The organism is Serratia entomophila, assembly GCF_021462285.1.
GTDB lineage: Bacteria > Pseudomonadota > Gammaproteobacteria > Enterobacterales > Enterobacteriaceae > Serratia > Serratia entomophila.
The window spans coordinates 1,548,757-1,561,057 of record NZ_CP082787.1; the positions used below are offsets into that span (position 1 = coordinate 1,548,757).

Sequence of the window (12,301 nt, forward strand, 5' to 3'; positions counted from 1 at the left end):
GCATCGATTAGCGCGGCGGAATGGCGAAGCGGAAGCAGGCGCCTTTTTGCGCCTGCTCGACCAGCTGAATATCGCCGCCGTGCAGTTGCAAAATGCGCCGTACGATCATCAACCCCAGCCCGCCGGCGTGACGGCGCGCGCCGTTCACGATAGACGGCCGCTCGAACAGGTCGGCGCGCAGTGCCTGTGGAATGCCGGGGCCGCTGTCGTTGACCTGCACCAGTATCTTGTCTTCCTGTTGCCACAGCCGCACGCCGATCTCACCGCCCTGCGGCGTATGACGAATGGCGTTGTCCAGCAGGTTGGTCAGCACCCGCTCGATCATGCTCAGATCGGCAAACACCAGCGGCATGCCCGGGGCGATGTCGGCGCGCAATCGCTGGTGCCGCGCTTCGGCCGCCAGCTCGAACTTCTGGAATACGTCCTGCACCAGCTCGCTGAGCGAGAACGGCTCTTTTTGCGGTTTCACCACGCCGTACTCCAGCCGCGCCAGTTCGAACAGCTCTTGCGCCAGTTTGCCTACCTTGCGGCTTTGCGCCAGTGCCGTCTCCAGATAGCGTCGGCGATCGTTTTCGCTCAGGCTGGCCGATTTTACCGACAGCGTTTCCAGGTAGCCGTGCAGTGAGGTGAGCGGCGTGCGCAGATCGTGAGAAATATTGGCGATAAACTCGCGCCGCTGCTGGTCCTGCTGCGACAGCGATTGCCACTGTTCGGCAACGCGCTGCGCCATGCTGCGAAACGCCAGCTGCAGCTGGCTGACCTCATCGCGCCCGACGGCGGGAACCGGCTGCGCCGCATAGGCCTGCACTGCGGCGATGCCGCCGTTATCCAGCACGCTTACTTGCCGGGTCAACTGGCGGATAGGCCGCGTCACCCAGCGGAAGGCGAAGCCGCCGGCCAGCAGGCCGAACACCACCACCAGTCCCATCGACCACAGCGCCATCTTAACCGCCGAGCTGAACTGAGCGTTGCTGGCCAGCGCGGTATAATCCTCGCCGAGCAGTACCACATACAGATAGCCTTCAATCTGGCCGTTGACCCTCAGCGGCGCGGCGCTGAATACCTTCTTCCCGCCGGTGCTGCGCGGATCGTCGCCGTACACCGGCATCCGCGCTCCGCCGAGCAACGCCTGCAGCGGCGACAGCTCGACCTTTTGCCGTTTCAGGCGGCCGGCCGGCGCGGCGTTGCCGATGATATTGCCCTGCTTGTCGAGCAGATAAACCTCGACGCTGGGGTTCACCGCCATCAGCCGATCGAACAGGGTATGTACCGATTGCGGGTTCAAACCGTCCTGGCCCAGCAGCGGGTTGCTGGCGGCGATGTGCTGCGCCAGATTGCCGGACAGCCGTTGAATGGTCGCCTGGCTGTACTGGGTATTGCTGCGCACCTGCAGCCAGCCCGAGAAGGCGCAGCAGAGCAGCAGCAGCAGGGCGAAGATCAGCGTCAGGCGTTGCGCCAAGGTAAGATTTTTCATGTTTTACTCTTGCGGCGGCGCCGCGAATTTATAGCCCATACCCCACACCGTGAGAATGCGCAGGGGTTCCGCCGGGTTGCTTTCTATCTTGATGCGCAGCCGGTTGATATGGGTATTCACCGTGTGTTCATACCCTTCGTGCTGATAACCCCACACCTGGTTCAGCAGGCTGAGGCGGGAGAACACCTTGCCAGGATGGCGAGCGAAGAAATACAGCAGGTCGAACTCGCGCGGCGTCAGAACGATCGGTTGCCGGTTCAGCTGCACCTCGCGGGCGATGGGATCTATGCTCAAGCCGTCAAAGCTCAGCGTGCCGGCGTCCAGACGCAGGTTGCGGCTCATCGCTTCCTGGCGGCGGAACAGCGCTTTGACCCGCGCCACCAGTTCCAGCATCGAGAAGGGTTTGGCCAGGTAATCGTCGGCGCCCAGCTCCAGCCCCAACACGCGGTGCACCTCGCTGGAGCGCGCGCTGATGATGACGATCGGCGTGTAGCGCGTCATGTTGCGTGCCCGGCGGCAGATCTCCAGCCCGTCGACGCCCGGCAGCATCAGATCGAGGATCAGCGCGTCCCAGCCGCCCTGTTCCAGCATCGCCATGCCCAGATTGCCGTCGGCGGCGTGGCAAATGTCGTAGCCCTCATCGCGCAGGTGCAGCTGCAACAGCTCGGCGATGTCGCCGTCATCCTCAACGATTAAAATTCTCTTTGGTTTTTCCATCTGTTCCCGCCGCTGATTGCCCGATCCTTGCTGAAAGTTTACACAACCGCCGTGCGTGGAGTTATCACATTTTATTTAACTTTGCGTGAGGTCTTGGGGAACAAATTCGGGGAATACTTCGCTCATCGCAACCTTGGCCACCAGGAGACAGGCATGAGCATGACTCTCACACCGGAAAAACCATCGCTTGTGCATCCGCTGTGGTTGCGGTTGACCCACTGGCTGAATGCGCTGGCGATGCTGATTATGGTCACCAGCGGCTGGCGCATCTATAACGCATCGCCACTGTTCAATTTCAGCTTTATCAACGAGCTGACGCTCGGCGGTTGGCTGGGGGGCGCGCTGCAGTGGCACTTTGCCGGCATGTGGCTGTTTGGCGTTAACGGGCTGTGTTACCTGCTGATCAACCTGTGCAGCGGCCGTTTCAAACGCCGCTTCTGGCCGCTGAGCCTCAGCGGGTTTTTCGCCGATCTGACGGCGGCGCTGCGTGGCCGGCTGCGGCACGCCGATCCGCGCCATTACAACATGGTGCAGCGCGCGGCCTATCTGTTGGTGATGGCCGACAGCATACTGCTGGCGCTTTCCGGGCTGGTGCTGTGGAAGTCGGTGCAGTTTCCGCTGCTGCGCGAGCTGCTCGGCGGTTACGAGGCGGCGCGTTATATCCACTTTTTCGCCATGTCGGCGCTGGTGGGCTTTGTAGCGATTCATTTGGTGATGGTAGCGCTGGTGCCCCGCACCTTGCTGGCCATGCTGCGCGGGCGTTAAGGAGATGACAATGAAAACGGATAAGCCCTCTATCACGGTGAGTGAAGGCCAGGCGATCGTCAAAGAGGCGCAGCGGCTGTTGGCATCTTCGTCGCGCCGCCGCTTTCTGCGCAATGGGCTGACGCTGGGCGGCATCGCGATGCTCACCGGCTGTGATCTCGGCGGCAACGCCAACGTCGAGCAGGCGCTAAGCCGCATTTCAGGCTTCAACGATCGGGTGCAGGGTTGGCTGTTCAACGCTGACCATCTGGCGCCGGTGTACCCGGAATCGATGATCACCCGACCCTTTCCGTTCAACGCCTTTTACGGCGAAGAAGATGCGCCGGAGATCAACGGCGACGACTACCGCTTGGAAGTGAGCGGGCTGGTGCTGGATAAACGCCACTGGACCTTGCCGCAGCTGCATCGCATGGCGCAGATAGAACAGGTGACGCGCCATATCTGCGTCGAAGGCTGGAGCGCCATCGGCAAGTGGGGCGGGGTGCCGTTCGCGGCGTTTCTCAAGGCGATAGGTGCGGATCTGAGCGCCCGCTACGTCGGCTTTAAATGCGCCGACGACTACTACACCAGCATCGATATGGCCACCGCGCTGCATCCGCAGACCATTATGGCGCTGACCTACGATGGCCGGATCCTGCCGCGCAAATACGGCTATCCGATGAAGCTGCGCATGCCGACCAAGCTCGGCTACAAGAACCCGAAACACATTCAGGTCATCGAGGTCACCAACCGCTTCCCCGGCGGCTATTGGGAAGACCAAGGCTACAACTGGTTTGGCGGCAGCTGAAGGCGGCCGCGAATCACCCCGGCGCCCCAGGCGTCTTTGATATGAAAGAAGGAAATACCATGAAAAAGTTATTCGCAATGATGATGTGCAGCGCGTTGATGTTGGGCGTAGCCGGCGCCAATGCCGCAGATAGCATGGGCAAGGACGCGATGAAGAAGGACGGCATGAGCCAGATGTCGCACGACGGCATGAAAAAGGACGCCATGAAGAAAGACTGCATGGGCAAGGATTGCATGAAGAAGGATCGCATGGGAAAAGACGCGATGAAAAAGGACGGCATGAAGAAGAATGAAATGACAAAGGATGCGATGGGGCAGTAATAAAAAAGGCGCAGTTGTTTAAACTGCGCCTTTCGGCCGTGCCTGCGCCGGTTACATATCCGGGAAGGTCAGGGTGTTGCCCGGCGCTTCGCGATGGATATGCAGGAAGTTCAGGTGTTTCTCGTACTGGTCGAGAATGTCGCCAATCACCTGCTCTTTGCTGTAGTCCATCAGGTCGTTGCCCTGGGTGCCTTCCATCAGGAAGGTTTCCAGCCGGTAGTAGTGCGATTTGCCGGAACGGGCGCGGTAGGTGAAGCCCGGCACCGAGTAACGCATCGGCCAGATCTGGTAGATAAAGTTCTGCTCCTCGCCCAACCGCACCAGCAGCTCCAGGTGGTTCAGGCGTTCATCCTCAGCCGGCGGCACTTCGCTGAATTCCACTTTAGCGCCGCGCAGCTCCAGCTCGCGCGCCACGTCCTGCATCGCCGGGCGGCACACTTTATCCAGCATCTTCTGCGTATATTGCGTGCCCGGGTAGTTCATCACCCGCGACAGGCGCTGTTTCCAGTTCAGCACGTCGTGGCTGGAAACCGGCATCGGCGCCGAGGTGTTCAGCGCGCTGGCCTTGCGGTAGTCCTCGACCCGCAGCGACTTGTACAGCCCGGCCATCACGAAAAAGATCACGAAGCTGAACGGCAGGCCCATGATCACCGTGGTTTTCTGCAGCGCGGGCACGCCGTCGGTCATCAGCATGCCGATGGTCAGCAGGCCGATCGCCACCGACCAGAAAATCCGCAGCCAGTTCGGTGCATCATTATTGATGTCGGCCAGGCGCGAGGTGAAGTTGCCCAATACCAGCGAGCCGGAGTCTGCCGAGGTGACGTAGAACAGCAGGCCGGTGATGGTGGCCACCGAGGCGCTGAAGGTGAAGCCCGGGTACTGCGCCAGCAGGCTGTAGAAGCCGCGTTCCGGGAACTGCATCACTTCCTGGGCGAATTCGGCGTTGCCGTGAATGATCTGGTACAGCGCGCTGTTGCCGAAGATAGACAGCCACAGCAGGGTGAACACGAACGGAATGATCAGCGTGCCGACCACGAACTGGCGTATGGTGCGCCCGCGCGAGATGCGCGCCAGGAACAGGCCGACAAACGGCGACCACGCCACCCACCAGGCCCAGAAGAACAGGGTCCAGTTGTTCATCCACTCCACCGGACGATCGAAGGCGAAGCTGTTGAGCGTCATGCCCATAAAGCGGTTGACGTAATCGCCGACGTTGAGCACCAGGGCGTTCAGCAGGAACTCGGTGTCGCCGAAGAACAGCACGAACAGGATCAGCCCCAGCGCCAGCAGCACGTTCAGCTCGGACAGGATGCGGATGCCTTTATTGACACCGGAGGTGACCGAGATGGTGGCCATGATCACCGACAGCAGGATCAGCGAGCCTTGCACCGTCAGATTTTCCGGCACCTGGAACAGCACCTTCAGGCCGTAATTCAGCTGCACCACGCCGATGCCCAGGGTGGTGGCGATGCCGAAGATGGTGCCAAGCACCGCGGCGATGTCCACGCTGTGGCCGATCGGCCCGTTGATGCGCTTGCCGAAGATCGGGTACAGCGCCGAGCGGATGGTCAGCGGCAGATTATAGCGGTAGCTGAAATAGCCGAGGGCGATGCCCATCAGCGCGTACATCGACCAGCCGGTCAGGCCGTAGTGGAACAGCGTCCACACCATCGCCTGGCGTGCGGCCTCCAGCGTTTGCGCGTCGCCTTCCGGCGGCATCATGTACTGGGTCACAGGTTCGGCGACCGAGAAGAACATCAGGTCGATGCCGATGCCGGCGGCGAACAGCATCGCCGCCCAGCTCATCAGGCTGAACTCCGGTTTGGATTGCTCGGGCCCGAGCTTGATGGCGCCGAAGCGCGAAGCGGCGATAAACACCACGAACACGATGTACAGGGTGGCGGCCAGCAGGTAGTACCAACCGAAGGTGGTCGACACCCAGTTCAGGGTGCGGGTGATCCAGCGCCCGGAGAAGTCGGTGAAAAAGATGGTCATCAGCGAGAAGGCCAGGATCAGCCCCGCCGAGGTGAAGAAAACCACAGGGTTGAGGCGATCCTGCTGCGGTTTTGAGGAGGTTTCGCGTGTTGTCATCGTCATCCTCTGATCTGAGTAAAATCGTGCCCACAACGCATCCTGAACGACGCACTGGCGTCGCCCGGAAAACGTGCGAATAAAGGCTGCGGCAATCGCTATTCTGCTTGCCAAATATTGCCGCTTTGCCTGTTAACGAAACGAAAATTTGTTTCGTGGTGGGAACCGCTTACAGCCACTGATTTTGGTCAGATTCGTTATTTACCTCACAAAAATCAGCCAGTTCCACAACCGAAAAGTACATATTTGTAACCAAGCGGTAATAAAATATATGCAATTTTTATTGAACGTTCAATCAAAAAAAAGTTTAATAGTGCTTATGAAGACCTGATTCAGCAGGTGGAACGGCGGTGAAATCCACCCGATGAGATAAGGCCGATGTCGGTTTTGTGAGAGTCGAATTATGCCAAAGGTAGGGATGCAGCCAATCAGAAGGCAGCAGTTGATTGATGCCACGCTGGCCGCAGTAAATGAAGTGGGAATGCATGACGCCACCATCGCGCAGATAGCGCGGCGGGCGGGCGTTTCCAACGGCATCATCAGCCATTATTTCAAGGACAAGAACGGCCTGCTGGAAGCCACGATGCGCTATTTGATCAGCCATCTGGGCGAGGCGGTGCGGCTGCGCTTGCGGGCGCTGCAGGACAACAGCCCGGCGTCGCGGCTGCAGGCGATCGTCGCCGGCAACTTTGACGACAGCCAGATCAACAGCGCGGCGATGAAAACCTGGCTGGCCTTTTGGGCCAGCAGCCTGCATCAGCCGCAGCTTAACCGGCTGCAGCAGGTGAACGGCCGCCGGTTGTATTCCAACCTGTGCGCCGAGTTCCGCCGCGTCTTGCCGCATCCGCAGGCGCGGTTGGCGGCCAAAGGGCTGGCGGCATTGATCGACGGCCTGTGGCTGCGCAGCGCGCTGCGCGGTTCGGCGTTTAACCAGGCGCAGGCGATTGCGCTCACTACCGACTACATTCAGTTTCAACTCCGGGGGCAGACGCCACCCTGAGGACAACCCAAGGAGATCCTATGTCCCGTTTTGGCTTGCAGAAGCTCTATATCAATGGCGCTTATGTAGACAGTACCGATGGAAAAACTTTCAACGCGGTGAACCCGGCGAATGGCGAAGTGCTTGCCGAAGTTCAGTCTGCCAGCGCTGAAGACGTCAACCGTGCGGTTGCCAGCGCAGCCAGCGGGCAGAAGGTCTGGGCGGCGATGACGGCGATGGAGCGTTCGCGCATCCTGCGCCGCGCGGTGGACATTCTGCGCGAGCGCAACGACGAGCTGGCGGCGCTGGAAACGCTGGATACCGGTAAGGCGATGTCGGAAACCACCGCGGTGGATATCGTCACCGGCGCCGACGTGCTGGAGTACTACGCCGGCCTGATCCCGGCCATCGAAGGCCAGCAGATCCCGCTGCGCGATACCTCTTTTGTCTATACCCGCCGCGAGCCGTTAGGCGTGGTGGCCGGTATCGGCGCCTGGAACTACCCGATTCAGATCGCACTGTGGAAGTCTGCGCCGGCGCTGGCGGCGGGCAACGCGATGATTTTCAAACCGAGCGAAGTCACGTCGCTGACGGCGCTCAAGCTGGCGGAAATCTACACCGAAGCCGGCCTGCCGGACGGCGTATTCAACGTGGTGACCGGCAGCGGCGCGGAAGTAGGCCAGTACCTGACTGACCATCCGGGCATCGCCAAAGTGTCTTTCACCGGCGGGGTGAAAACCGGCAAGAAGGTGATGGCCAACGCTTCCGGCTCGACGCTGAAAGAAGTCACCATGGAGCTGGGCGGCAAATCGCCGCTGATTATCTTCGACGACGCCGATCTGGATCGCGCCGCCGATATCGCCATGATGGCCAACTTCTACAGTTCTGGCCAGGTGTGCACCAACGGCACCCGCGTCTTCGTGCCGGCGGCGCTGCAGGCGCAGTTTGAGGCGAAAATCCTCGAGCGCGTGAAGCGCATTCGCCTGGGCGATCCGACCGATCTGCAGACCAACTTCGGGCCGCTGGTCAGCTTCGCGCACATGGAATCGGTGCTGCGCTTTATCGAAAGCGGCAAGAACGGCGGCGCGCGCCTGCTGTGCGGCGGTGAACGCGTCACCCACGGTGAATTCGCCAAGGGCGCTTATGTGGCGCCAACGGTGTTCAGCGACTGCCGCGACGACATGGAAATCGTGCGCGAAGAGATCTTCGGGCCGGTGATGAGCATCCTCAGCTACCAGAGCGAAGAGGAAGTGGTGCGCCGCGCCAACGACACCACCTTCGGCCTGGCCGCGGGCGTGGTGACCAAGGATCTGACCCGCGCGCACCGGGTGATCCACCAGCTGGAAGCCGGTATTTGCTGGATCAACACCTGGGGCGAATCGGCGGCGGAAATGCCGGTGGGCGGCTACAAGCAGTCCGGCGTCGGCCGCGAGAACGGCCTGACCACGCTGGAGCACTACACCCAGATCAAATCGGTGCAGGTTGAGCTGGGCGATTACGCCTCGGTATTTTAACTATCCCCGTCGTCTTTCAAGCTACAGCGTTGTTGGCTGCGAGCGCAGACCCCAGTCACTTACTTGAGTAAGCTCCTGGGGCTCTGCGCCCTTGCCGCCTAGCTGTAACTCGAAATCCATAGGGGATATATCCTTTTTTGCATCCAAAACTGCCTTGATATATTCAGCATGCGGAATTCAAGCCATTCGCATCATTCAGGCATATGAATATTTAGGAGATAATGAATGGAATTTGACTACATCATTATCGGTGCCGGTTCCGCCGGCAACGTGTTAGCCACCCGATTGACCGAAGACGCCGACGTCAGCGTGCTGCTGCTGGAAGCCGGCGGCCCGGACTACCGGATGGATTTTCGTACCCAGATGCCGGCCGCGCTGGCGTTTCCGCTGCAGGGCCGCCGCTACAACTGGGCCTATGAAACCGATCCTGAGCCGCATATGAACAACCGCCGCATGGAGTGCGGCCGCGGCAAAGGGCTGGGCGGTTCATCCCTGATCAACGGCATGTGTTACATCCGCGGCAACGCGATGGATTTCGACAACTGGGCCAAGGCGCCGGGTCTGGAAGATTGGACCTATCTGGACTGCCTGCCGTATTTCCGCAAGGCGGAAACCCGCGATATTGGCCCGAACGATTATCACGGCGGCGATGGCCCGGTCAGCGTCACCACGCCGAAAGCCGGCAACAACGAACTGTTCCACGCCATGGTGGAAGCCGGCGTGCAGGCGGGTTACCCGCGCACCGATGACCTGAACGGCTACCAGCAGGAAGGCTTCGGCCCGATGGACCGCACGGTGACGCCGAAGGGCCGCCGCGCCAGCACCGCGCGCGGTTATCTGGATCAGGCGCGTTCGCGCCCGAATCTGAAGATTGTCACCCATGCGCTGACCGATCACATCGTGTTCGACGGCAAGCGTGCGGTGGGCGTCAACTACCTGCAGGGCGACGGCAACCAGCTGACCTATGCCAAAGCGCGGCGCGAAGTGCTGCTGTGCGCCGGCGCCATCGCTTCGCCGCAGATCCTGCAGCGCTCCGGCGTTGGCCCGGCGTCGCTGCTGAAGAGCCTTGATATCGACGTGGTGCACGATCTGCCGGGCGTTGGCGAGAACCTGCAGGACCACCTGGAAATGTATCTGCAGTACGCCTGTAAGAAACCGGTGTCGCTGTACCCGGCGCTGCAATGGTTCAACCAGCCGAAGATCGGCGCGGAATGGCTGTTCAACGGCACCGGCGTCGGCGCCAGCAACCAGTTCGAGGCCGGCGGTTTTATCCGCAGCCGCGAGGAGTTCGCCTGGCCGAACATTCAGTACCACTTCCTGCCGGTAGCGATTAACTACAACGGCAGCAACGCGGTGAAAGAGCACGGTTTCCAGGCGCACGTCGGCTCGATGCGTTCGCCGAGCCGCGGCCGGGTGCAGGTGAAATCGAAAGATCCGCGCCAGCATCCGAGCATTCTGTTTAACTACATGGCGACCGAACAGGATTGGCAGGAGTTCCGCGACGCTATCCGCATCACGCGCGAGATTATGGCGCAGCCGGCGCTGGACGAATACCGCGGCCGCGAGATCAGCCCAGGGCCGGAGGTGCAGACCGACGAGCAGCTGGACGCCTTTGTGCGCGAGCACGCCGAAACCGCCTTCCACCCGTCCTGCTCATGCAAAATGGGTGAAGACGAGATGGCGGTGGTCGACGGCCAGGGCCGGGTGCACGGCATGGAAGGGCTGCGGGTGGTGGATGCGTCCATCATGCCGCTGATCATCACCGGCAACCTGAACGCCACCACCATCATGATTGCCGAGAAGATCGCCGACCGCATTCGCCAGCGCGCGCCGCTGCCGCGCAGCGCCGCTGACTACTACGTCGCCGGCGATGCGCCGGTGCGCAAGCAGTAACCGACATGCCCTCTCGCCGATGAGGGGGAGGGCCGCCGTAGCAAGCAACCCCTCTCCATATGCTCTTCCCCGAGGCGAGGGGGCAATTCTCTTTTATCCCTTATCCCCTCATGCCGCCGGCAGCGAGATCGCCTGATCGAAACTGTTTGGCGTTGCCATGCGCCACATGCGGGCGTAAAAGTCGCTTTTAATCTCCTTTTGCAGCAGCGCGCCGGGTTCCAGGTAATAGTAGATATCGGCATAGACCTTGATTTCGGTCGGCGTGATGCGGCGCAGCATATGGTGCGAGGTCAGCTGTTCCGGGCGGCTGACGCCGGCCGCCGCCAGCATTTCCGCCAGCGCTTTTACCGTATTCTGGTGGAAGTGGTAAACGCGCTCGGCCTTGTTCGGCACCACCAGCGCTTTTTGCCGCAGCGGGTCCTGCGTGGCGACGCCGGTAGGGCAGTGGTTGGTGTGGCAGCTTTGCGACTGAATGCAGCCGACGGCGAACATAAAGCCGCGTGCCGAGTTCACCCAGTCGGCGCCCAGCACCAGCACGCTGGCGATGTCGAAGGCGCTGATGATCTTGCCGCTGGCGCCGATCTTGATCTGGTCGCGCAGCCCACAGCCCACCAGGGTGTTGTGCACGAACAACAGCCCTTCGCGCAGCGGCATGCCCATATAGTTGGATAGCTCGAGCGGCGCGGCACCGGTGCCGCCTTCCTTGCCGTCCACCACGATAAAGTCCGGCAGGATGTGGGTGTGCAGCATCGCCTTGACGATGGCGACAAACTCCCAGGGATGGCCGATACACAGCTTGAAGCCAATGGGTTTGCCGCCGGAAAGCTCACGCAGCTGCTGAATGAAATGCATCATTTCCACCGGCGTGGTGAAAGCGCTGTGCGAGGCCGGAGAAATACAGTCTTCCCCCTGCGGCACGCCGCGGGTCGCAGCGATTTCCGCATCCACCTTCTTCGCCGGCAATATGCCGCCGTGGCCGGGTTTGGCGCCCTGGCTGAGTTTTATCTCGATCATCTTCACCTGCGGGCTGCGCGCCTGATCGGCAAAGCGCCGGGGATCGAAATGGCCGTCGGCGGTGCGGCAGCCGAAATAGCCGCTGCCCAGCTCCCAAACCAGATCGCCGCCGTTTTCACGGTGATAGCGGCTGATGCTGCCTTCGCCGGTGTCGTGGTAGAAGTTGCCCTTCGCCGCCCCGAGGTTGAGGGCGCGGATGGCGTTGGCGGACAGCGCGCCGAAGCTCATGGCAGAAATATTGAATATCGACGCGGAGTAGGGTTGGGTACAGGCTGGGCCGCCAATGGCGATGCGAAAGCTGGTGGGATCGGATACCTCGACCGGGCGCATGGAGTGGCCGATGCATTCATAGCCGGTTTGATATACGTCCAGCAGGGTGCCGAAGGGTTTGTCGCCCATCTCGTTTTTGGCGCGGCGGTAGACCAGCGTGCGTTGGGTGCGTGAAAACGGGATCTGCTCATTGTCCTGCTCCAGGAAATACTGCCGCAGCTCCGGGCGGATAAATTCAAAGAAGAAGCGCAGGCGGCCAATGATGGGGTAGTTGCGGCAAATCGCGTGGCGTTGCTGGGTGAGATCGTAAATGCCCAGCGCCACCAGGCTGCCAAAGGCGAGGGCCGGCAGCCAAAACCAGGGGTGGTCTAACATCAGCGCCAGGAAAAACAGGGTAAGCAGAATGCTCAACGCAAAACAGGTGTAACGGCTGAATAAGGATGACTTCATAACATCTCCTGATGTTTTTTTTGATCC

Annotated in this window: 10 protein-coding genes; 6 read left to right on the plus strand and 4 right to left on the minus strand. The window is 60.8% G+C overall.

Translation table 11 applies throughout. From position 1 onward, the window contains the following. Window positions 1–7: 7 nt before the first annotated feature. On the minus strand, window positions 8–1,474 hold the full coding sequence (locus KHA73_RS07725) for a HAMP domain-containing sensor histidine kinase (RefSeq protein WP_234590086.1): 1,467 nt from the start codon (window positions 1,472–1,474) through the stop codon (window positions 8–10). 3 nt (window positions 1,475–1,477) lie between these two features. Beyond that, window positions 1,478–2,191, minus strand: coding sequence for a response regulator transcription factor (locus KHA73_RS07730; RefSeq protein ID WP_234590087.1), 714 nt, complete (start codon window positions 2,189–2,191; stop codon window positions 1,478–1,480). Between the two features lie 153 nt (window positions 2,192–2,344). Here KHA73_RS07730 and KHA73_RS07735 point away from each other — a divergent pair, with 153 nt between their 5' ends. From KHA73_RS07735 to KHA73_RS07745, 3 genes are read left to right on the plus strand one after another with little or no spacing between them, the layout of a single operon-like run. Further along, window positions 2,345–2,956 carry a cytochrome b/b6 domain-containing protein gene (locus KHA73_RS07735; protein ID WP_234590089.1) on the plus strand — a complete coding sequence of 204 codons (612 nt, stop codon included), beginning with the start codon at window positions 2,345–2,347 and terminating at the stop codon, window positions 2,954–2,956. Between the two features lie 10 nt (window positions 2,957–2,966). Then, the gene (locus KHA73_RS07740; RefSeq protein WP_234590091.1) at window positions 2,967–3,743 is read left to right on the plus strand and encodes a molybdopterin-dependent oxidoreductase; all 777 of its coding nucleotides are present in this window, start codon (window positions 2,967–2,969) and stop codon (window positions 3,741–3,743) included. A 59-nt stretch (window positions 3,744–3,802) separates the two neighbouring features. After that, complete coding sequence (locus tag KHA73_RS07745) at window positions 3,803–4,063, plus strand: pentapeptide MXKDX repeat protein (protein WP_234590093.1); 261 nt, start codon at window positions 3,803–3,805, stop codon at window positions 4,061–4,063. A 51-nt stretch (window positions 4,064–4,114) separates the two neighbouring features. On the opposite strand, the gene KHA73_RS07750 is transcribed toward KHA73_RS07745, so the two are convergent. Further along, window positions 4,115–6,154, minus strand: a complete 2,040-nt coding sequence (locus KHA73_RS07750; protein WP_234590095.1) for a choline transporter — start codon at window positions 6,152–6,154, stop codon at window positions 4,115–4,117. Window positions 6,155–6,557: 403 nt separating this feature from the next. On the opposite strand from KHA73_RS07750, the gene betI reads away from it, so the two are divergent. The 3 genes from betI (at window position 6,558) to betA (ending at window position 10,540) form a co-directional block, all read left to right on the plus strand. Next, a complete protein-coding gene (betI, locus tag KHA73_RS07755) occupies window positions 6,558–7,154 on the plus strand; it encodes a transcriptional regulator BetI (RefSeq protein ID WP_234590096.1) in 597 nt (198 codons plus the stop codon). Between the two features lie 20 nt (window positions 7,155–7,174). Continuing rightward, window positions 7,175–8,647, plus strand: a complete 1,473-nt coding sequence (gene betB, locus KHA73_RS07760) for a betaine-aldehyde dehydrogenase (RefSeq protein ID WP_234590098.1) — start codon at window positions 7,175–7,177, stop codon at window positions 8,645–8,647. Window positions 8,648–8,872: 225 nt separating this feature from the next. Continuing rightward, entirely contained in the window at window positions 8,873–10,540 is a 1,668-nt protein-coding gene (gene betA / locus KHA73_RS07765) for a choline dehydrogenase (RefSeq protein WP_234590100.1), read from the plus strand. Between the two features lie 108 nt (window positions 10,541–10,648). Here the strand turns inward: betA and KHA73_RS07770 are convergent, their stop codons facing one another. Beyond that, window positions 10,649–12,274, minus strand: coding sequence for an FMN-binding glutamate synthase family protein (locus tag KHA73_RS07770; protein ID WP_234590101.1), 1,626 nt, complete (start codon window positions 12,272–12,274; stop codon window positions 10,649–10,651). Window positions 12,275–12,301 lie beyond the last annotated feature (27 nt).

What these genes read in the sequence shown, in the direction of transcription:
- KHA73_RS07725 (WP_234590086.1), bottom strand. Translation starts at nt 1,474, where the DNA reads ATGAAAAATCTTACCTTGGCGCAACGCCTGACGCTGATCTTCGCCCTG.
- KHA73_RS07730 (WP_234590087.1), bottom strand. Translation starts at nt 2,191, where the DNA reads ATGGAAAAACCAAAGAGAATTTTAATCGTTGAGGATGACGGCGACATC.
- KHA73_RS07735 (WP_234590089.1), top strand. Translation starts at nt 2,345, where the DNA reads ATGAGCATGACTCTCACACCGGAAAAACCATCGCTTGTGCATCCGCTG.
- KHA73_RS07740 (WP_234590091.1), top strand. Translation starts at nt 2,967, where the DNA reads ATGAAAACGGATAAGCCCTCTATCACGGTGAGTGAAGGCCAGGCGATC.
- KHA73_RS07745 (WP_234590093.1), top strand. Translation starts at nt 3,803, where the DNA reads ATGAAAAAGTTATTCGCAATGATGATGTGCAGCGCGTTGATGTTGGGC.
- KHA73_RS07750 (WP_234590095.1), bottom strand. Translation starts at nt 6,154, where the DNA reads ATGACAACACGCGAAACCTCCTCAAAACCGCAGCAGGATCGCCTCAAC.
- betI (WP_234590096.1), top strand. Translation starts at nt 6,558, where the DNA reads ATGCCAAAGGTAGGGATGCAGCCAATCAGAAGGCAGCAGTTGATTGAT.
- betB (WP_234590098.1), top strand. Translation starts at nt 7,175, where the DNA reads ATGTCCCGTTTTGGCTTGCAGAAGCTCTATATCAATGGCGCTTATGTA.
- betA (WP_234590100.1), top strand. Translation starts at nt 8,873, where the DNA reads ATGGAATTTGACTACATCATTATCGGTGCCGGTTCCGCCGGCAACGTG.
- KHA73_RS07770 (WP_234590101.1), bottom strand. Translation starts at nt 12,274, where the DNA reads ATGAAGTCATCCTTATTCAGCCGTTACACCTGTTTTGCGTTGAGCATT.